The sequence below is a fragment of the Bacillus sp. EKM501B genome (genome assembly GCF_011800505.1).
GTDB lineage: Bacteria > Bacillota > Bacilli > Bacillales > Bacillaceae_G > Bacillus_A > Bacillus_A cereus.
The window spans coordinates 11,681-32,174 of the sequence record NZ_JAALFZ010000026.1 but is presented as its reverse complement, the minus strand read 5'-3'; the positions used below and the strand labels follow the sequence as shown (position 1 = coordinate 32,174).

Sequence of the window (20,494 nt, the reverse complement as noted above, 5' to 3'; positions counted from 1 at the left end):
TATACTTGAACAATCGATAAAAATCAATTATTCACCTTTATTTTTTTTGATAATTTCTTCAGAAACAGACTTTGGTACTTCTTCATAGTGGTCAAACACCATAGAGAATGTTCCGCGTCCTTGAGTGTTAGAACGTAATGACGTTGCATAACCGAACATTTCAGAAAGTGGAACCATAGCGCGAACAACTTGTGCGTTACCGCGAGCTTCCATACCTTCTACACGTCCACGACGAGATGTTACGTCACCCATAATGTCACCCATGTACTCTTCAGGAATTACAACTTCAACTTTCATCATTGGCTCAAGAATTACTGGGCTACATTTAGAAACCGCAGCTTTAAGTGCCATAGATGCAGCGATTTTGAACGCCATCTCAGATGAATCGACATCATGGTAAGATCCGTCAACTAATGCAGCTTTAATGTCAACTAGTGGATAACCAGCTAGTACACCATTTTTAAGTGCATCTTCAAGACCTGCTCCAACAGCTGGGATGTATTCACGAGGAACTACACCACCGACGATCTTGTTTTCGAATTCGAATCCTTTACCTTCTTCGTTAGGTTCAAACTCAATCCAAACGTGACCGAATTGTCCACGACCACCAGATTGACGAGCGAACTTACCTTCAACTTTCGCAGCAGCGCGGAAAGTCTCACGGTATGCTACCTGAGGAGCACCAACGTTTGCTTCCACTTTGAATTCACGACGCATACGGTCAACGATGATATCAAGGTGAAGTTCACCCATACCAGCGATGATAGTTTGGCCAGTTTCTTGGTCAGTGTGAGCACGGAATGTTGGATCTTCTTCAGAAAGCTTAGATAATGCTGTACCCATTTTATCTTGGTCAGCTTTAGATTTTGGTTCGATAGCTACAGAGATAACTGGCTCTGGGAATTCCATAGACTCAAGGATAACAAGGCTCTTCTCGTCACAAAGAGTATCACCAGTAGTAGTATCTTTTAAACCTACAGCAGCAGCGATATCACCAGCGTAAACTGTTGAAATCTCTTCACGGCTGTTAGCGTGCATTTGTAGGATACGACCTACACGCTCACGCTTACCTTTAGTTGAGTTTTTCACGTATGATCCAGAGTTTAACACACCAGAGTACACACGGAAGAACGTTAACTTACCAACATAAGGGTCAGTCATGATTTTGAATGCTAAAGCTGCGAATGGTTCTTCATCGCTAGACTTACGTTCTACTTCTTCATCTGTATCCGGTAGAGTACCTTTAATAGCAGGTACATCTAGTGGAGATGGAAGGTAGTCGATAACTGCGTCTAACAGAATTTGAACACCTTTGTTTTTGAATGCAGAACCACAGATTACTGGGAAGAATTCTACAGAAGTTGTAGCCTTACGGATACCAGCTTTAAGCTCTTCTACAGTGATTTCTTCACCTTCTAGGTACTTCATCATCATTTCTTCATCAAGCTCAGCTACCGCTTCAATAAGTTTTCCACGGTATTCTTCAGCTAATTCTTTGTGCTCTTCAGGAATTTCAACACGTTGAATGTCTGTTCCTAAATCGTTACCGTACATGTAAGCACACTCTTCAACAAGGTCAATGATACCATTGAACTCATCTTCAGCACCGATTGGTAACTGAATTGGATGTGCGTTTGCTTGTAAACGATCGTGGATTGTTCCTACAGAGTATAAGAAATCTGCACCGATCTTATCCATTTTGTTAACGAATACGATACGAGGTACGCCGTAAGTAGTAGCCTGACGCCAAACAGTTTCTGTTTGTGGTTCTACACCAGATTGCGCATCAAGTACTGCTACAGCGCCATCAAGTACGCGTAAAGAACGTTCTACTTCTACTGTGAAATCTACGTGTCCTGGAGTATCAATGATGTTTACACGATGACCTTTCCATTGTGCTGTAGTTGCAGCAGAAGTAATTGTGATACCACGCTCTTGCTCTTGCTCCATCCAGTCCATCTGAGATGCACCTTCGTGAGTTTCACCGATTTTATGAATACGTCCTGTGTAGTACAGAATACGCTCAGTTGCTGTTGTTTTACCAGCATCGATGTGAGCCATGATACCAATATTACGAGTGTTTTCTAAAGAGAACTCTCTTGCCATTTGGTGTCTTGCTCCTTCCATATATGGATTGGATTTTTTTATTTTAAGTAGCAAAAAAGCCACTTTATATTGTTACACATGTCAGTATGTCCAGTACTCTCATTATGTAAAACGAGCGCCCGATGAAAGGGAGAGGCATTCTCCCTCTCCACACTTCCATAAGCGACAAATAAAGCGGTTTATGCTTACATTTATTTTACGTTGAATCCTACCAACGGTAATGAGCAAATGCTTTGTTAGCTTCTGCCATTTTATGAGTGTCTTCACGTTTCTTAACAGATGCACCAGCGTTGTTAGCTGCATCTAAGATTTCGTTAGCAAGACGCTCTTCCATAGTTTTTTCACCACGAAGACGAGCGTAGTTTACTAACCAACGAAGACCTAAAGTTGTACGGCGTTCTGGACGAACCTCAACTGGAACTTGGTAGTTAGCACCACCAACACGACGAGCGCGTACTTCAAGAACAGGCATGATGTTCTTAAGAGCTTGCTCGAATACTTCCATTGGCTCTTTACCAGTACGTTCGTTTACGATATCGAACGCATTATAAAGAATTGTTTGAGATTTACCTTTTTTACCGTCAACCATCATTTTGTTGATAAGGCGTGTTACTAGCTTCGAATTGTACATTGGATCTGGTAACACGTCACGTTTCGCAACAGGTCCTTTACGAGGCATATTGAGTTCCTCCTTTCATTTTAAAGTTATTATTTTTTAGCAGGTTTTGGTCTCTTAGTACCATATTTAGAACGTCCTTGCATACGTTTGTCAACACCAGCTGTGTCAAGCGCACCACGAACGATGTGGTAACGTACCCCCGGTAAATCCTTTACACGACCACCGCGAATTAATACTACGCTATGCTCTTGTAGGTTATGACCGATACCTGGGATGTAAGCTGTAACCTCGATACCGTTTGTTAAACGTACACGAGCGTATTTACGTAACGCTGAGTTAGGTTTCTTTGGAGTCATTGTACCAACACGAGTACATACACCACGTTTTTGAGGTGCAGAGATATCAGTTGATTTTTTCTTTAAAGAGTTAAAACCTTTGTTTAACGCAGGTGATTTAGATTTCCATACTTTATCAGTACGACCATTTCTCACTAATTGGTTAATAGTAGGCATTTGATTATCCTCCCTTCGCATGTTTGTATGACCACATATCCAGGTGGTTCATTATTAGTTGAAAACAAAGTTTTTGCAAGGAAGAGCAAATGCTCTCTCCTCACAAAAACAGTTTTAACTTATTATTCCTATTGCTGAAGCTCCCACTTGAATCCCCGAAGCTTTACCAAGCTTACGAACTGATTCAACTTTTGTTATGGGCACGTTATATTGCATTGCGACACGAATGATAGCATGGGTTAACCGCATGTCAGCATCCTCTGCGATGACAACTTCTTTAACTGTACCATTTTTGATTGCCTCCAATGTGCGTTTATGACCAACGACTACATTTTCAGCAGTTGATACTTTTTGATAAGACATATAAATATCCTCCAAAGCATCGTTCAGGAGCAACCTTGATTATAGTAACATTTTGACTCATACAATGTCAACTAAGATTAATTGTTTTTATACAAAATTTATGCCGGAAAATTTTACTGTTCCACATAAACCTCATCGTTTTCTACATTCATGTCATCTTGTGTTGTTTTTACAAGATCCACTTTGCGATAACGATTCATACCTGTTCCAGCAGGAACAAGTTTACCGATAATAACATTTTCTTTTAATCCTAGAAGTTCATCGCGTTTACCCTTAATTGCTGCATCAGTTAAGACACGAGTTGTTTCTTGGAACGATGCTGCAGATAAGAATGAATCTGTTTCAAGTGAAGCTTTTGTAATACCAAGTAGAACAGGTCTAGCTGTTGCTGGTTGCTTACCTTGCAGTAAGACCTTAGCATTCGCATCAGTGAACTGATGGATATCTAGTAATGTTCCTGGTAATACATCTGTTTCACCTGCATCACTTACACGAACTTTACGTAACATTTGACGTACCATTACTTCTACGTGTTTGTCACCAATTTCTACCCCTTGCATACGGTATACTTTTTGAACTTCACGTAATAAGTATTCTTGAACCGCCGTAATGTCCGTTACTTTTAGTAATTCTTTCGGATCAATAGAACCTTCTGTTAACTCTTTACCGTGGCTAATTGGCTGTCCTGGAGTTACTTTCAGACGAGCACCGTAAGGAATAGCATACGTACGAGCTTCAACTTCACCCTGTACAACTACTTCTTGGCGATCTTTAACGTCGTTGATCGCTGCGATAACACCGTCGATTTCACTGATAACTGCCTGACCTTTCGGATTACGAGCTTCGAAGATCTCTTGGATACGAGGTAAACCTTGAGTGATATCATCTCCGGCAACCCCACCTGTATGGAATGTACGCATCGTTAACTGTGTACCTGGCTCACCGATAGATTGAGCTGCGATAATACCTACCGCTTCTCCTACTTCTACGTCTGTTCCAGTTGCTAAGTTACGACCGTAACACTTCTTACATACACCGTGGCGAGTGTTACACGTAAACGCTGAACGAATGTTTACAGTTTCAACACCCGAATTTTCAACGATATGAGCGATATCTTCAGTAATTAATTGATTTTCAGCAACTAATACTTCACCTGTTTCAGGATGTTTTACAGTTTTTCTTGCAAAACGTCCAACAAGACGATCATATAATGACTCGATAACTTCATTACCCTCTTTAATCGCACCGATTAATAAACCGCGATCTGTTCCACAATCATCTTCACGAACGATTACATCTTGTGCAACGTCAACAAGACGACGTGTTAAGTAACCAGAATCGGCAGTTTTAAGTGCTGTATCAGCAAGACCTTTACGCGCACCGTGCGTAGAGATGAAGTACTCAAGTACTGTTAAACCTTCACGGAAACTCGATTTGATTGGAAGTTCGATGATACGACCAGATGGATTGGCCATAAGACCACGCATACCAGCAAGCTGAGTAAAGTTAGATGCGTTACCACGGGCACCTGAGTCACTCATCATGAAGATTGGGTTGCGTTTATTCAAGGATTTCATCAGTTTTCCTTGGATAACATCTTTTGCATTACTCCAAATAGAGATAACGCGATCGTAACGTTCTTCTTCCGTGATTAAACCGCGACGGAATTGTTTAATTACATTATCTACTTTTGCTTGTGCTTCGTGGAGAATTTCATCTTTTTCGCCTAATACAAGAATGTCAGATACCCCAACTGTAATACCAGCTTTTGTAGAGTACTTGAATCCTAAGTTTTTCATACGGTCAAGCATGCGAGACGTTTCTGTAATTTGGAAACGTTTGAATACTTCCGCAATGATGTTACCAAGGATTTTCTTGCTAAATGGCGCCACTTCTTCGCGACTAGCAATAATTTCTTTAATGTTCGCACCTTTTTCAACGAAATATTTCGCTGGTGTTTCTTTTTCAAGGTTTGAATTTGTTGGTTCATTAATATAAGGGAACGACTCTGGTAAGATTTCGTTAAATATTAATTTACCAACTGTTGTTAATAGAAGCATACTCTTTTGCTCTTCAGTAAATGTTGCGTTGTTTACTGCACTTGCAGCTACTGCAACACGTGTATGAAGATGAACATATCCATTTTGATATGCAAGCAATGCTTCGTTTGCATCTTTGAAGACCATACCTTCACCGATTGCACCTTCACGCTCAAGTGTTAAGTAATAGTTACCTAATACCATATCCTGAGATGGAGTAACAACTGGTTTACCGTCTTTCGGGTTCAAGATGTTTTGTGCCGCTAACATAAGAAGACGAGCTTCAGCTTGAGCTTCTGATGATAAAGGTACGTGAACGGCCATTTGGTCACCGTCAAAGTCCGCGTTGTATGCAGTACATACAAGTGGGTGAAGACGGATTGCGCGACCTTCTACTAATGTAGGTTCAAACGCCTGGATACCAAGACGGTGAAGTGTTGGTGCGCGGTTTAGAAGTACTGGATGTTCTTTAATCACAGACTCTAAAACGTCCCAAACTTCAGGTTGTACACGCTCGATTTTACGTTTCGCACTCTTAATGTTATGTGCTAATCCTTTTTCAACTAACTCTTTCATTACGAAAGGTTTGAACAGTTCAAGCGCCATTTCTTTTGGTAATCCACATTGATACATCTTTAAGTTCGGTCCTACAACGATTACAGAACGACCAGAGTAGTCAACACGTTTACCTAATAAGTTTTGACGGAAACGTCCTTGTTTACCTTTAAGCATGTGAGATAGTGATTTTAATGGACGGTTACCTGGTCCAGTAACTGGACGGCCACGACGACCATTATCGATTAATGCGTCTACAGCTTCTTGTAACATACGTTTTTCGTTTTGAACGATGATGCTTGGTGCACCTAAGTCCAATAGACGTTTTAAACGATTGTTACGGTTAATTACACGACGGTATAAGTCGTTTAAGTCAGAAGTAGCAAAACGTCCACCGTCTAACTGTACCATTGGGCGTAGTTCTGGTGGAATTACTGGTAGAACATCTAAGATCATCCAAGACGGTTCATTTCCAGAGTTACGGAATGCTTCTAATACTTCTAGACGTTTAATAGCACGAGTACGGCGTTGTCCTTGTGCTGTTTTTAATTCTTCTTTTAAGAAGTCTACTTCTTTATCTAAATCGATGTCTTGTAGTAGCTTTTTAATTGCTTCTGCACCCATAGCAGCTTGGAATGTGCTACCATATCGATCACGATATGCACGGTATTCTTTTTCAGAAAGTAATTGCTTCTTATCAAGTGGTGTATCTCCACTTTCTGTTACAACATAAGAAGCGAAATAAATTACTTCTTCAAGCGCGCGAGGGGACATGTCTAAGACAAGTCCCATGCGGCTCGGGATACCTTTGAAATACCAAATATGAGATACAGGAGCAGCTAATTCGATATGACCCATACGTTCACGACGTACTTTTGCACGCGTTACTTCAACGCCACATCGATCACAAACTACACCTTTATAACGTACACGTTTGTATTTTCCGCAATGACATTCCCAGTCCTTTTGTGGTCCGAAAATACGCTCACAGAACAAGCCATCTTTTTCAGGCTTTAACGTACGATAGTTAATAGTTTCTGGTTTCTTAACTTCACCGTATGACCAAGAACGAATCTTGTCAGGTGAAGCAAGTCCAATCTTCATATATTCAAAGTTATTTACATCTATCAAGGGGCCTACCTCCCTTTTAGTCTACAGGTTATCCCAATTATTCCTTAGTTGTCTCAACTTCGACATTCAATTTATCTGCTGATTGATGATCATCGTCATCTTCTGTATCACGCATTTCAATTTCTGTATCGTCGCTAGACATCATTTTAACGTCCATACCTAAACTTTGCAGCTCTTTAATCAATACTTTGAATGATTCAGGAACGCCTGGTTCTGGAACATTTTCGCCTTTAACAATTGCTTCATAAGTCTTAACACGTCCAACAACATCATCAGACTTCACTGTTAAGATTTCTTGAAGAGTATAAGCAGCACCGTAAGCTTCAAGTGCCCAAACCTCCATCTCACCGAAACGCTGTCCACCGAACTGAGCTTTACCTCCAAGAGGTTGCTGCGTTACAAGTGAGTATGGTCCAGTAGAACGAGCATGAAGTTTATCGTCAACCATGTGCGCAAGTTTGATCATATACATGACACCAACAGATACGCGGTTATCGAATGGTTCACCAGTACGTCCGTCATACAGGATTGTTTTCGCGTCATTTGCCATACCAGCTTCTTCAATTGTGCCCCAAACATCTTCCTCACGAGCACCATCGAATACTGGTGTTGCAATGTGAATGCCAAGGTATCTTGCTGCCATACCAAGATGAAGCTCTAATACCTGACCGATATTCATACGAGATGGTACCCCTAATGGGTTTAACATGATATCGATTGGCGTACCGTCTGGTAAGTAAGGCATATCTTCTTCTGGTAAAATACGAGAAATAACACCTTTGTTACCGTGACGTCCGGCCATCTTGTCACCTTCAGAAATTTTACGTTTTTGAACGATATATGCACGTACAAGTTGATTCACGCCTGGTGGCAATTCATCGCCATCTTCACGGTTGAATACTTTTACGTCTAAGATAATACCGCCACCACCGTGTGGTACACGTAGTGATGTATCACGTACTTCACGCGCTTTTTCTCCAAAGATAGCATGTAATAGACGTTCTTCAGCTGTTAATTCTGTTACACCTTTAGGTGTTACTTTACCAACAAGTAAATCTCCATCTTTTACTTCAGCACCAACGCGAATGATACCGCGCTCGTCAAGGTTACGTAATGCGTCTTCCCCAACGTTTGGAATGTCACGTGTAATTTCTTCTGGTCCAAGCTTCGTATCACGAGCTTCTGATTCATATTCTTCAATATGAATAGAAGTGTACACATCATCTTTTACAAGGCGCTCACTCATGATGATCGCATCCTCGTAGTTATAACCGTCCCAAGTCATGAAGCCAACAAGCACGTTACGTCCAAGTGCTAGTTCACCTAATTCCATAGAAGGACCATCCGCAAGGATTTCACCTTTTACAACTTCATTTCCAACACTTACGATTGGACGTTGGTTGTAACAAGTTCCTTGGTTAGAACGAATGAATTTTTGCATTTTGTAGCGATCTAAGTCGCCTTTTACTGTTTGACCGTCAACTTCTACATAGCGACGTACCCAAACTTCACGTGCTTCTACGCGCTCAACAACACCAGGATGTTTACAGATTACTGCAGCACCTGAGTCTTTTGCTGATACGTACTCCATACCTGTACCTACAATCGGAGATTCCGGATTCATTAACGGAACCGCCTGACGTTGCATGTTCGCTCCCATAAGTGCGCGGTTAGAGTCATCGTTTTCTAAGAACGGAATACAAGCTGTCGCTGCCGACACTACTTGTTTTGGAGATACATCCATGTAGTCGATGCGTTCTCTATTTGTGACAATGTTTTCACCACGGAAACGAGCTACGATATCTTCACTTAGGAATTCACCTTCGTCAGATAATTTCATATTCGCTTGGGCTACAACATAATTATCTTCTTCATCTGCTGTTAAGTAATCAACATGCCCTGTTACAAGACCAGTTTCTGGGTCAACACGACGGTATGGTGTTTCAATGAAACCAAACTCATTTACTTTCGCGAACGAAGATAATGAGTTAATCAAACCGATGTTTGGTCCCTCTGGTGTTTCAATCGGACACATACGACCGTAGTGAGAGTAATGAACGTCACGCACTTCAAAGCCTGCGCGCTCACGCGTTAAACCACCAGGTCCTAATGCAGATAGTCTTCGTTTGTGAGTTAACTCTGCTAATGGGTTTGTTTGGTCCATAAACTGAGATAACTGAGAACTTCCGAAGAACTCTTTAATAGATGCAATAACAGGACGAATATTAATTAGTGCCTGTGGTGTAATCGCATTTGTATCTTGGATCGACATTCTCTCACGAACAACACGTTCCATACGAGAAAGACCGATACGGAATTGATTTTGTAATAGTTCTCCAACAGAACGCAGACGACGGTTTCCTAAATGGTCAATATCATCTGTATCCCCTACTTTGTATAGTAGGTTGAAGAAGTAACTGATAGAAGCAAGGATATCACCTGGTGTGATGTGTTTCACATCACGAGTAATGTTTGCATTACCAATTACATTAATTACGCGTTCGCCTTCCGACTCAGGAGCATAAATCTTAATAGATTGCAGCTCAACATCGCCTTCTACCACTCCACCCATTGGTTTCGCTGTTTTGAATCCAATGTTTTTCTCTAAGTAAGGTAAAATGCGATCAAGTGTACGACGATCTAAGATTGTTCCTTCTGCCGCTAAAATTTCACCAGTTTCTGGATCCACTAATGTTTCAGCTAAACGTTGATTAAACAATCTGTTTTTAATGTGTAACTTCTTGTTGATCTTATAGCGACCTACATTTGCTAAATCGTAGCGCTTTGGATCGAAGAAACGAGACACAAGTAAGCTCTTAGCATTTTCTACTGTTGGTGGTTCACCAGGACGTAGACGCTCATAAATTTCAAGCAATGCTTTTTCTGTGCTATCTGTGTTGTCTTTTTCTAATGTGTTGCTTAAGTATTCGTTATCACCTAAAAGCTCGGTGATTTCTTGATCAGAGCCAAACCCTAATGCGCGTAACAAAACAGTTACAGGAAGTTTACGCGTACGGTCAATACGCACATATACAACATCCTTAGCATCTGTCTCATACTCTAACCAAGCTCCGCGGTTTGGAATTACAGTAGCAGTAAAACCACGTTTTCCGTTTTTATCCACTTTGCCACTATAGTATACGCTTGGAGAGCGAACTAACTGGGAAACGATAACACGTTCTGCACCGTTAATTACGAATGTTCCAGTCTCTGTCATGAGTGGGAAATCTCCCATGAACACATCTTGTTCTTTTACTTCACCAGTTTCCTTGTTGATTAGACGCACTTTTACACGAAGTGGTGCTGCATACGTCACATCACGCTCTTTGCATTCGTCTACAGAGTATTTAGGTTCACCTAAGCTGTAGTCGATAAATTCAAGCGATAGATTTCCCGTAAAGTCTTCAATCGGAGAAATGTCTTGGAACATTTCTCGCAAACCCTCATCAAGAAACCACTGATAAGAAGAGGTTTGAATTTCGATAAGATTTGGTAACTCTAATACTTCACTAATACGGGCATAACTTCTTCGTTGGCGGTGGCGTCCGTATTGAACTAGTTGACCTGTCAACTGCTTCACCCCTCAAATCATGAGTATTATAAATGCACAAAAAAATTTGTGCAAAATCACAAATAAATACAACTACTGCTATTAGCGTAGTCTCTTTCTCTTAAAGATAAATACGTTGAGTCTTTCTACCTGCTCAAAAAAGAAAAATGGCTTCTATAAGAAAACCATCATTCTGTTTCATAATCTGCTGATTTTACTATCTTTTCCAAGAGAAACAAAAATATACATCTTTCTCAACGCAGAAAATCATATATTGGCATTGTATAATGTTAACATAGCCAAAAATAACCGTCAACGTTTTTTTGATTTTATGATATAATATCCTTTTTTCTTTTCTACAACCTCAACTTCAGAAAATACTTCTTCTAGTTTTTTTAGCGCAGACGGTGCACCTTGTTTCTTTTGAATAACAATCCAAAGCTCTCCATCTGGAACTAAATACTCCACAGCTTTTTCTAAAATCTCATGTACGATATCTTTACCCGCACGAATTGGAGGGTTAGATAGAATAGCAGCATACTTACCATCTACATTTTCATAGACGCTACTTTGAAAAATACGTATATTCTCGATTTTGTTATTAGCGGCGTTTTCTTTCGCAAGCCCAAGTGCCCTCTCGTTCACATCCACCATGTGAACTTCACGACCTTGAAACTCTTTCGCTAACGACAAACCAATAGGACCGTATCCGCAACCTACGTCTAATATATCACCTTTAATATCTGGCATTTGAAACGCTTCAATTAAAAGACGGGAACCAAAGTCCACTTCGTTTTTCGAGAACACCCCATGGTCAGATAAGAAAGTGAATCGAGATCCACGAAGGGCAAACTCCCATCGCTTACGATCACTTTTACTAGAAGGGTCGTTAGAAAAATAATGGTCTGCCATATGGCCACCTCTTTTCTTTACAGTTAAAAAAAAAGCTCGCATGAGAGCGAGCTTTTTTTAAAGCATCAAAAGTTAATTACTTAACTTCTACAGCAGCGCCAACTTCTTCAAGTTTAGCTTTGATTTCTTCAGCTTCTTCTTTAGCAGCAGCTTCTTTGATTACTTTTGGAGTGTTGTCAACTAATTCTTTAGCTTCTTTTAAGCCAAGACCAGTGATTTCACGAACAACTTTGATAACTTTGATTTTTTGTGCACCAGCGCTAGTTAGTTCCACATCAAATTCAGTTTTCTCAGCAGCAGCTTCTCCAGCGCCACCAGCAACAGCTACAGGAGCAGCAGCAGTTACGCCGAATTCTTCCTCGATAGCTTTTACTAAGTCGTTAAGTTCTAATACAGTCATAGATTTAACTGCTTCAATGATTTGTTCTTTAGTCATTGTAAATATCCTCCCTTAAATAGGTTTGTATTGTTTTATCGATAATACGTAATTATCTTTTAAAAAATTAAGCGCCTTGCTCTTCCTTTTGGTCTGCAACTGCTTTAGTAGCAAGTGCAAGGTTACGGATTGGAGCTTGAAGAACGCTAAGAAGCATAGAAAGTAAGCCTTCACGTGATGGAAGAGTAGCGATTGCTTTAACCTCATCAAGTGTTACAAGTTTACCTTCGATTACGCCCGCTTTAATTTCTAAAGCTTCATGATCTTTAGCGAAGTCGTTTAATACTTTCGCAGGAGCAACTACATCCTCGTTACTGAACGCGATTGCGTTTGGTCCTGTTAAGAATTCATTTAACTCAGCCATTTCAGCAGATTCTGCAGCACGACGAGTTAGAGAGTTTTTGTAAACTTTGAACTCAACGCCAGCTTCACGTAATTGCTTACGTAATTCTGTTGCTTCAGAAACTGTTAAACCACGGTAGTCAACAACGATTGTAGATTTACTAGCGCGAAGTTTGTCCGCGATTTCAGTTACAACTTGTTGTTTAGTTTCGATTACTTTGCTCATGTTATTACACCTCCTGTAGATTATATAGAAGATGTACCGAAAGTGCACTAAAAACCTCCATGCCCAACTTGTAGACATGGAGGCATATAGTCACAGAAAAAAGATTCCGCTTCGTATATTAACACCTAGGTAGGAAATTAAGTCTATTGACACCTACTGTCTACGGTACACTAATTAAATTCACAACATAAATGATTATATTAAAACTTCTTTATGAAGTCAACTTCCAAAATTTACGCTAATGTAGAAACGTCTACACGTACGCCAGGTCCCATTGTAGAAGCAACTGTTACGTTCTTCATGTAAGTACCTTTTGCAGCAGCTGGCTTAACTTTTTGTAAAGTGTCAGCAATTGTTTTGAAGTTTTCTACTAATTTAGCATCTTCGAAAGATACTTTACCGATTGGAACGTGGATGTTACCAGCTTTATCAACGCGGTATTCAACTTTACCAGCTTTGATTTCGTTAACAGCTTTAGTTACATCGAAAGTAACTGTTCCAGTTTTAGGGTTTGGCATTAAACCTTTAGGTCCTAATACGCGACCAAGTTTACCAACTTCACCCATCATGTCAGGAGTTGCTACTACTACATCGAAATCGAACCAACCTTGTTGGATTTTACCGATGTAATCAGTATCGCCTACGAAGTCAGCTCCAGCAGCTTCAGCTTCTTTAGCTTTTTCACCTTTAGCAAATACTAATACACGCTGTACTTTACCAGTACCGTGTGGAAGAACAACTGCACCACGGATTTGTTGGTCAGCTTTCTTAGGGTCAACACCTAAACGGAATGCAGCTTCTACAGTTGCATCAAATTTAGCTGTGTTTGTTTTCTTTACTAATTCTACTGCTTCTGTTGCAGAGTAAGCAGCTGCACGATCAACAAGCTTTGCAGCTTCTACGTACTTTTTACCTCTTTTAGCCATTTTTATTTCCTCCTCGAATGTGGTTTTAGCGGAATAACCTCCCACGTTTACGCCTGTTTTCAGGTATAACCTGAGGATGAGCGCCATCCATTTATTTAAAAACGATAATCATTTACGATAATAAAGGTTGCGAATTGGAATTCCAGACCCGCAACCTTTTTTAAAAACAAATCGAATTAGTCTTCGATAACGATGCCCATACTGCGTGCAGTACCTTCAACCATACGCATTGCAGCTTCTACGCTAGCAGCGTTTAGGTCAGGCATTTTAGTTTCAGCGATTTCGCGTACTTTATCACGCTTAACAGTTGCCACTTTATTACGGTTTGGTTCACCAGAACCAGACTCAATACCAGCTACTTTCTTAAGAAGAACAGCAGCAGGAGGAGTTTTAGTAATGAAAGTGAATGAACGGTCCTCAAATACCGTAATTTCAACAGGGATGATAAGACCAGCTTGATCTGCTGTACGAGCGTTAAACTCTTTACAGAAGCCCATGATGTTAACACCTGCTTGTCCTAATGCTGGACCAACTGGTGGAGCTGGGTTAGCTTTACCTGCAGGAATTTGAAGCTTTACCATTTTAATTACCTTTTTAGCCACGAGACACACCTCCTTAAGTCCGTGATGTGGTCAATTGGACAGTGATTTGCCCTCCCACGTCATATTTTATCTGTAAGGATAAAATCTTTCAAAAAACGTCTCCGATAACGAAGACGTACTGACTTAAAAGATATTATCACTTTTTACAATTCATTTCAAGTTTCATTTTATAATTTTTCAATTTGATGGAAGTCAAGTTCAACTGGAGTCTCGCGACCAAACATGTCCACAAGCACGCTAACCTTTTTCTTCTCCACATCAATTTCTTCAATAGCACCTGTATAATCTGCGAATGGCCCCTCATTTACACGTACTGTCTCATGAAGTTCAAAGTCGAAATCAACCACTTCGTTGTCCATTCCCATATGTTTCATAATGGTAACAACTTCCTCTTCTAATAGAGGTGATGGTTTAGATCCAGAACCAGAAGAACCAACGAACCCAGTTACACCCGGCGTGTTACGTACAACATACCAAGAGTCATCAGTCATGATTAATTCTACTAATACATAACCTGGGAACACTTTTCTTTTCATTAATTTTTCTTTTCCGTTTTTCATTTCTACTTCTACTTCTTCCGGGACAACAACACGGAAAATTTTATCTTGCATACCCATTGATTCTACACGTTTCTCTAGGTTTGCTTTTACTTTATTTTCATATCCAGAATAAGTATGGACAACATACCAACTTTTTTCCATTCATTTAGGACGAGCGTCCTTCCCTCCCTGACGTACATTTTTTTGCGCAAATGAAAAAACCCGTTCACCGGGCTTTTACACAGTTCTTATAAATAACATTATATCATGGATAAGTGCTTCTTATTCAAGAATTAACCAAGAATTAACCGAATTAAAGAAGAAATGCCCATATCAACTACTGCGAAGAAAATCGCAAAGAACACAACTGTAGCAACAACAGTCGCTGTTGAGCGGAGTAATTCATCTTTTTTAGGCCAACTTACTTTTTTCATTTCGCGACCTACATCGCCGAAAAAGTTCGTTAAACGCATCTGCGGGACCTCCAGTGTATTATTTCAATTATTTATTTTGTTTCCTTGTGAACTGTATGCTGATTGCATGTTTTACAAAACTTTTTTATTTCAAGTCGCTCTATTGAGCTCGTATCTTTCATAGTAGAGTAGTTTCGATTTTTACACTCTTCACATGAGAGTACAACTTTTTTCCTCATTAGTTACACCAACCTTGTAACATTATGTCCCTAAAAATGTATCATACAATAAAAGACAATGTCAATGACATGCATTTTGTACTCTCTACAAAAGAAAACAGGTGATTTATTTTACACCTGCAGCACTTGTTACTTCTTATGAATTTAAAGTTGTACTTTCTCTCATTTCCATATATCGTTCCAATTTCCTCTTTACTCTTTGTAAAGCGTTATCAATAGATTTCACATGCCTGTTTAACTGTTCTGAAATCTCTTGATAAGAACGACCATCTAAATATAAAGAAAGCACTTTTCTTTCTAAATCGCTTAATAATTCAGATATTTTTGATTCTATGTCTGTATATTCTTCCTGGCTAATGATCATCTCTTCAGGATCAGTCACCTTCGCTTCAGAAATAACATCCAATAACGTTCGATCAGATTCCTCATCGTAAATCGGCTTATCTAAAGACACATACGAATTTAAAGGAATATGTTTTTGTCTTGTTGCCGTTTTAATAGCGGTAATAATTTGTCGAGTGATACATAGTTCAGCAAATGCTTTGAATGAAGACAGCTTGTCCTCTTTATAATCACGAATTGCTTTAAACAACCCTATCATACCTTCTTGAACAATGTCTTCTCGATCGGCACCCACTAAAAAGTAAGATCTTGATTTCGCACGAACAAAGTTCTTATACTTGTGAATTAAATATTCTAGAGCGTCAGTATTACCTTTTCGAACTAACTCAACGATTGCCTCATCCTCTAAATCACGAAATGTAACGTCGCCTATACTTACGAAGCCTGCTTCCACCTTGATCCCTCCGACCGCTATTTATTTAGCAATATTATACAGTAAAAAGATAAAGAGCGTCAATGCTTCAACGCTCTCCTCTTCTTAATTTTTCTAATTTTTCTGTAATATCCTTACTAAATATCTTTCGCATGGCGGGCTGCTGTTCTTTCGCGTCTTTTGTACGCCTTCTTACTTGTTGTTCCATCGCTTGTACTTCCAACTCTAATTCACGCGCAGATTTTCGAAGGGCACCTTGCGCAAATATAACCCATTGTTCTGTATAATCAGAAGTTGCAACATATATTTGTGTATTTATATTTCTAAGCTCTATCGCAAGTTGCTCTATCTTTTCGTCTGCAGTTTGATTCTTTCGTGTGAATATTACTTCTACACGAGATTGTTTCATCTTTTTTTCAATACCATGGACTGTATAGGCATCAAAGACTATCATCACTTTTGTGCCTGTATAACCTTGATAATCCGCCATCTTATCAATAAGCGCATCTCTTGATGATTGTAAATCTACATCCCGCAGTTTCTTCAAATCTCCCCAAGCTCCGATAATGTTGTAGCCGTCAACGATTAAAATATCGTTCATTTTTTATTTACCAATTTCGTGACGTTTACGATATACCTCATACATTAACAAACTTGCGGCTACTGAAGCATTTAAGGATGTAACTTTACCAACCATCGGTAGAGTGATTAAGAAATCACACTTTTCACCAATAATACGACTCATACCTTTTCCTTCACTACCAATTACTAATCCAATCGGCATTGTACCATCTAAATTACGGTAATCCGTTTTCCCTTTGGCATCTGTACCAGCAATCCAAAGTCCACGCTCTTTTAATTCATCAATTGTACGAGATAAGTTTGTTACGCGCGCAACAGGAATGTATTCAATCGCTCCTGTTGATGCTTTCGCAACTGATGCGGTAAGTCCCACAGCTCTTCTCTTCGGAATAATAATTCCATGAGCTCCTGTTGCATCAGCAGTACGCATAATAGAACCTAGGTTATGCGGATCTTCAATCTCATCTAAAATCAAGAAGAACGGATCTTCATTACGTTTTTCTGCCACTTTGAATAAATCTTCTAACTCTGCATACTGATATGCAGCTACTTGAGCAATTACACCTTGATGATTACCCTCAACTAATTGATCTAACTTTTTCTTTGGTGCATGTTGTAAAATAATCTTATTTTCTTTCGCTAACGCTAGTACAATTTGTACTTGTCCTTTGGCAGCACCTTCTGCGATCCAAATTTTATTAATATCTCTCCCTGATCTTAACGCTTCAATTACAGGGTTACGTCCGATAATATATTCACTAGTCATGATGATGTGCCCCCTTCCTTTTCTTCTAAAACTGCAATTGCCTTATATACAATTTCGTCTAATCTTTCACGATTATTTAATAAATGATGATAACCAATTAGTGCTTCAAAGGCTGTACTATGTCGATATGTTTGTACATCCGTATTTTTCGGAACTGTACCTGAATTTGCATTACGCCCTCTTCTTAATACCGCCTCTTCTTCCTCTGTCAAAAATGCCGTCTCTAATAAATGATAAACAACTTTCGCCTGTGCTTTTGCTGAAACAAAGCTCGTCCCTAAGCGATGTAATTGATTAGGGCGAACTTTTCCTTTTTGAAGGAGGTGATAGCGGATATATTGTTCATATACCGCATCACCCATATACGCTAACGCCAAGCTGTTTAATTGCTTTGCATCAATCATCCTTATCCTCTTTTCCATCTTGTACCTTGAGCGGTATCTTCTAAAATAATATTACGTTCTTTTAAATCGTCACGAATTTGATCAGACAATGCGAAATCGCGATTTTTACGAGCTTCAATGCGCTTTTGGATAAGCTCTTCAATTTCTTCATCCAGTAATTCTTCTTTTGATAATTCTAATCCTAAAATATCAAATAACGTTTCCAGTTGTTTTACGTATGCTTCAATCACAACTTTAGATGTATGCTCTTCAAGTAAATATTGATTTGCATGATTTGCTACGTTGTATAATTCGGTAATTGCATTTGCAGTGTTAAAGTCATCATTCATTGCCTCTTCAAATGCAGTCTGGAATTTCTCTATTTCAGCTAACCATTTCTCATTATGGTCCGTTAAATCCGTACTACTCTCCATACGATGCTTTAAGTTTCCATAAGCTGTTTTAATTCTTTCCAGTCCATTATTCGTACTTTGTAATAACTCTTCACTAAAGTTAATCGGGTGACGATAGTGTACTGATAACATAAAGAATCTAATTAACTGCGGGTCGTATTGCTTAATAATATCGTGAACTAAAATAAAGTTACCCAGCGATTTAGACATCTTCTCATTGTTAATATTAATATATCCATTATGCATCCAGTAACGTGCAAACGTTTTTCCAGTCAATGCCTCTGACTGCGCAATTTCATTTTCATGATGCGGGAACGCCAAGTCTTGCCCACCAGCATGAATGTCAATTGTATCCCCTAAGTACTTACGCGCCATTGCTGAGCATTCAATATGCCATCCTGGACGTCCTTGCCCCCAAGGGCTTTCCCAGAAGATTTCTCCTTCTTTCGCAGCTTTCCATAAAGCAAAATCAAGAGGGTCTTGTTTCTTTTCCCCTACCTCAATACGAGCACCGTGACGTAAATCTGCGATTGGTTGATGTGATAATTTACCGTAACCTTCGAATTCCTTCGTCTTAAAGTACACATCACCCTCTGATTCATATGCATACCCTTTATTCACAAGTTCTTGAATAAATTCAATAATGATATCCATATTTTCTGTTACACGAGGATGAACTGTTGCGTGTTTGCAACCTAGTGCTGTTACATCTTCAAAGTACGCTTCAACAAAACGATCAGCAATCGTTGGTACATCTTCACCTAATTCATTTGCCGCTTTAATTAATTTATCATCTACGTCCGTAAAGTTAGATACATATTGCACATCGTATCCTTTGTATTCTAAATAACGACGCACTGTATCGAATACCATAGGAGGTCTTGCATTCCCAATATGAATGTAGTTATAAACTGTAGGTCCGCATACATACATCTTTACCTTATTTTCTTCTAATGGAACAAACTCTTCTTTTTGACGTGTTAACGTATTATAAATGTGAATAGTCATTTTTATCCTTCCTTTCTACCTTTAATTCCAATTGTTTCTTCAATTTATCAAGTTCTACTTCCATAGCCTTTAATTTATCAAAAATCGGATCTGGAAGGTCAGAGTGATTTAATTCTTGACCAATCTTTACTCCATTTTGAATAACGACACGGCCAGGTATACCTACAACTGTAGAATGTGCAGGAACTTCTTTTAATACGACAGACCCTGCTCCGATTTTAGAATTCTCTCCCACAGTAATAGACCCAAGAACTTTAGCACCCGTCGCAATTAATACATTATCCTGAATTGTTGGGTGCCTCTTCCCTTTTTCTTTTCCTGTACCACCTAATGTAACCCCTTGATAAATCGTTACATTATCACCAATTTCACAAGTTTCTCCAATTACAACTCCCATTCCATGATCTATAAAAAAGCGTCGACCAATAGTTGCTCCTGGATGGATCTCAATGCCAGTAAAAAAGCGGCTCACTTGTGAAACAAAACGTGCAAGAAAGAAAAAATTTCTTTTATAAAAAGCATGTGCAATTCGATGGGCCCAAACTGCATGTAATCCAGAGTAAGTTAAAATGACTTCGAAATAACCTCTTGCCGCTGGATCCTGTTCAAAAACGACTTCAATATCTTCCCGAAGCCTCTTAAACATCGGTGTTCCCTCCCCTTTATGGGCTGCTTTTTTGTCGAACGAACTAACTCCCCTAACTCATCACTTCTCCCCTAATTCTTTATATAAGGAGATAAATTCTATATTCATACCTATTTACACGGTATAAAAAAAAGGCGTCTCTGTCATATTGACAGAGACGCCTTTTAAGCGCGGTTCCACTCTGTTTAGGCTTAAAAAAGCCTCAAACTCATCCATGATAACGGTGTACACCGCTTCTGCTTACTTTGCGGCCTAAGACATCCCACGAAGCAATTCGCTGTTCAGCAGAAGACTCGAAGGGGCATTTCAAAAATCCGCTTATAAACCACTCCCAGCCTAAAGGTGGTTCTCTCTGTAAAAAGCCTGATTTTCTACTTCTCCTTCTCGTCGCTTTTCCTTATTAGGTTTTAG

General features: G+C 39.5%; 20 protein-coding genes and 2 other annotated features. All 20 genes read right to left on the bottom strand.

The window, feature by feature from the left end:
• Window positions 1-27: 27 nt before the first annotated feature.
• On the bottom strand, window positions 28-2,106 hold the full coding sequence (fusA, locus tag HFD78_RS26445) for an elongation factor G (protein ID WP_000090370.1): 2,079 nt from the start codon (window positions 2,104-2,106) through the stop codon (window positions 28-30).
• Window positions 2,107-2,314: 208 nt separating this feature from the next.
• Window positions 2,315-2,785, bottom strand: coding sequence for a 30S ribosomal protein S7 (gene rpsG / locus HFD78_RS26440; RefSeq protein ID WP_001137491.1), 471 nt, complete (start codon window positions 2,783-2,785; stop codon window positions 2,315-2,317).
• Between the two features lie 29 nt (window positions 2,786-2,814).
• Window positions 2,815-3,237 carry a 30S ribosomal protein S12 gene (gene rpsL / locus HFD78_RS26435; RefSeq protein ID WP_001142341.1) on the bottom strand — a complete coding sequence of 141 codons (423 nt, stop codon included), beginning with the start codon at window positions 3,235-3,237 and terminating at the stop codon, window positions 2,815-2,817.
• Window positions 3,238-3,351: 114 nt separating this feature from the next.
• Window positions 3,352-3,600: a 50S ribosomal protein L7ae-like protein gene (locus HFD78_RS26430; RefSeq protein WP_000121837.1), complete on the bottom strand. Its 249-nt coding sequence runs from the start codon at window positions 3,598-3,600 to the stop codon at window positions 3,352-3,354.
• A gap of 113 nt (window positions 3,601-3,713) precedes the next feature.
• Window positions 3,714-7,325 carry a DNA-directed RNA polymerase subunit beta' gene (gene rpoC / locus HFD78_RS26425; protein WP_000567939.1) on the bottom strand — a complete coding sequence of 1,204 codons (3,612 nt, stop codon included), beginning with the start codon at window positions 7,323-7,325 and terminating at the stop codon, window positions 3,714-3,716.
• A gap of 37 nt (window positions 7,326-7,362) precedes the next feature.
• Window positions 7,363-10,896: a DNA-directed RNA polymerase subunit beta gene (gene rpoB / locus HFD78_RS26420; protein ID WP_000147553.1), complete on the bottom strand. Its 3,534-nt coding sequence runs from the start codon at window positions 10,894-10,896 to the stop codon at window positions 7,363-7,365.
• A gap of 291 nt (window positions 10,897-11,187) precedes the next feature.
• On the bottom strand, window positions 11,188-11,787 hold the full coding sequence (locus tag HFD78_RS26415; RefSeq protein ID WP_000763262.1) for a class I SAM-dependent methyltransferase: 600 nt from the start codon (window positions 11,785-11,787) through the stop codon (window positions 11,188-11,190).
• Window positions 11,788-11,863: 76 nt separating this feature from the next.
• On the bottom strand, window positions 11,864-12,223 hold the full coding sequence (gene rplL, locus HFD78_RS26410) for a 50S ribosomal protein L7/L12 (RefSeq protein WP_000159736.1): 360 nt from the start codon (window positions 12,221-12,223) through the stop codon (window positions 11,864-11,866).
• A 67-nt stretch (window positions 12,224-12,290) separates the two neighbouring features.
• Window positions 12,291-12,791: a 50S ribosomal protein L10 gene (gene rplJ, locus HFD78_RS26405; protein WP_000048716.1), complete on the bottom strand. Its 501-nt coding sequence runs from the start codon at window positions 12,789-12,791 to the stop codon at window positions 12,291-12,293.
• A gap of 39 nt (window positions 12,792-12,830) precedes the next feature.
• Window positions 12,831-12,975: a sequence feature (ribosomal protein L10 leader region), on the bottom strand.
• A gap of 49 nt (window positions 12,976-13,024) precedes the next feature.
• Entirely contained in the window at window positions 13,025-13,717 is a 693-nt protein-coding gene (gene rplA / locus HFD78_RS26400; RefSeq protein ID WP_001987630.1) for a 50S ribosomal protein L1, read from the bottom strand.
• A gap of 176 nt (window positions 13,718-13,893) precedes the next feature.
• Window positions 13,894-14,319 carry a 50S ribosomal protein L11 gene (rplK, locus tag HFD78_RS26395; protein ID WP_001085872.1) on the bottom strand — a complete coding sequence of 142 codons (426 nt, stop codon included), beginning with the start codon at window positions 14,317-14,319 and terminating at the stop codon, window positions 13,894-13,896.
• 167 nt (window positions 14,320-14,486) lie between these two features.
• Window positions 14,487-15,020: a transcription termination/antitermination protein NusG gene (gene nusG, locus HFD78_RS26390; RefSeq protein ID WP_000415794.1), complete on the bottom strand. Its 534-nt coding sequence runs from the start codon at window positions 15,018-15,020 to the stop codon at window positions 14,487-14,489.
• Window positions 15,021-15,151: 131 nt separating this feature from the next.
• A complete protein-coding gene (gene secE / locus HFD78_RS26385; protein WP_001241323.1) occupies window positions 15,152-15,331 on the bottom strand; it encodes a preprotein translocase subunit SecE in 180 nt (59 codons plus the stop codon).
• 32 nt (window positions 15,332-15,363) lie between these two features.
• A complete protein-coding gene (gene rpmG / locus HFD78_RS26380) occupies window positions 15,364-15,510 on the bottom strand; it encodes a 50S ribosomal protein L33 (RefSeq protein ID WP_014481927.1) in 147 nt (48 codons plus the stop codon).
• 136 nt (window positions 15,511-15,646) lie between these two features.
• Window positions 15,647-16,306, bottom strand: coding sequence for an RNA polymerase factor sigma-70 (locus HFD78_RS26375; RefSeq protein WP_000387193.1), 660 nt, complete (start codon window positions 16,304-16,306; stop codon window positions 15,647-15,649).
• A gap of 67 nt (window positions 16,307-16,373) precedes the next feature.
• Window positions 16,374-16,886, bottom strand: coding sequence for an NYN domain-containing protein (locus HFD78_RS26370; protein ID WP_000997880.1), 513 nt, complete (start codon window positions 16,884-16,886; stop codon window positions 16,374-16,376).
• 3 nt (window positions 16,887-16,889) lie between these two features.
• The gene (gene rlmB / locus HFD78_RS26365; RefSeq protein WP_000200237.1) at window positions 16,890-17,633 is read right to left on the bottom strand and encodes a 23S rRNA (guanosine(2251)-2'-O)-methyltransferase RlmB; all 744 of its coding nucleotides are present in this window, start codon (window positions 17,631-17,633) and stop codon (window positions 16,890-16,892) included.
• Complete coding sequence (locus tag HFD78_RS26360; RefSeq protein ID WP_000564261.1) at window positions 17,630-18,037, bottom strand: Mini-ribonuclease 3; 408 nt, start codon at window positions 18,035-18,037, stop codon at window positions 17,630-17,632. The genes rlmB and HFD78_RS26360 overlap by 4 nt, the downstream gene beginning before the upstream one ends.
• A gap of 2 nt (window positions 18,038-18,039) precedes the next feature.
• Window positions 18,040-19,437, bottom strand: coding sequence for a cysteine--tRNA ligase (cysS, locus tag HFD78_RS26355; RefSeq protein ID WP_000152276.1), 1,398 nt, complete (start codon window positions 19,435-19,437; stop codon window positions 18,040-18,042).
• Entirely contained in the window at window positions 19,418-20,083 is a 666-nt protein-coding gene (gene cysE / locus HFD78_RS26350; RefSeq protein ID WP_000476497.1) for a serine O-acetyltransferase, read from the bottom strand. Before cysE ends, cysS begins: the two co-directional genes overlap by 20 nt.
• Before the next feature lie 150 nt (window positions 20,084-20,233).
• Window positions 20,234-20,480, bottom strand: a binding site (T-box leader).
• Window positions 20,481-20,494: the final 14 nt, after the last annotated feature.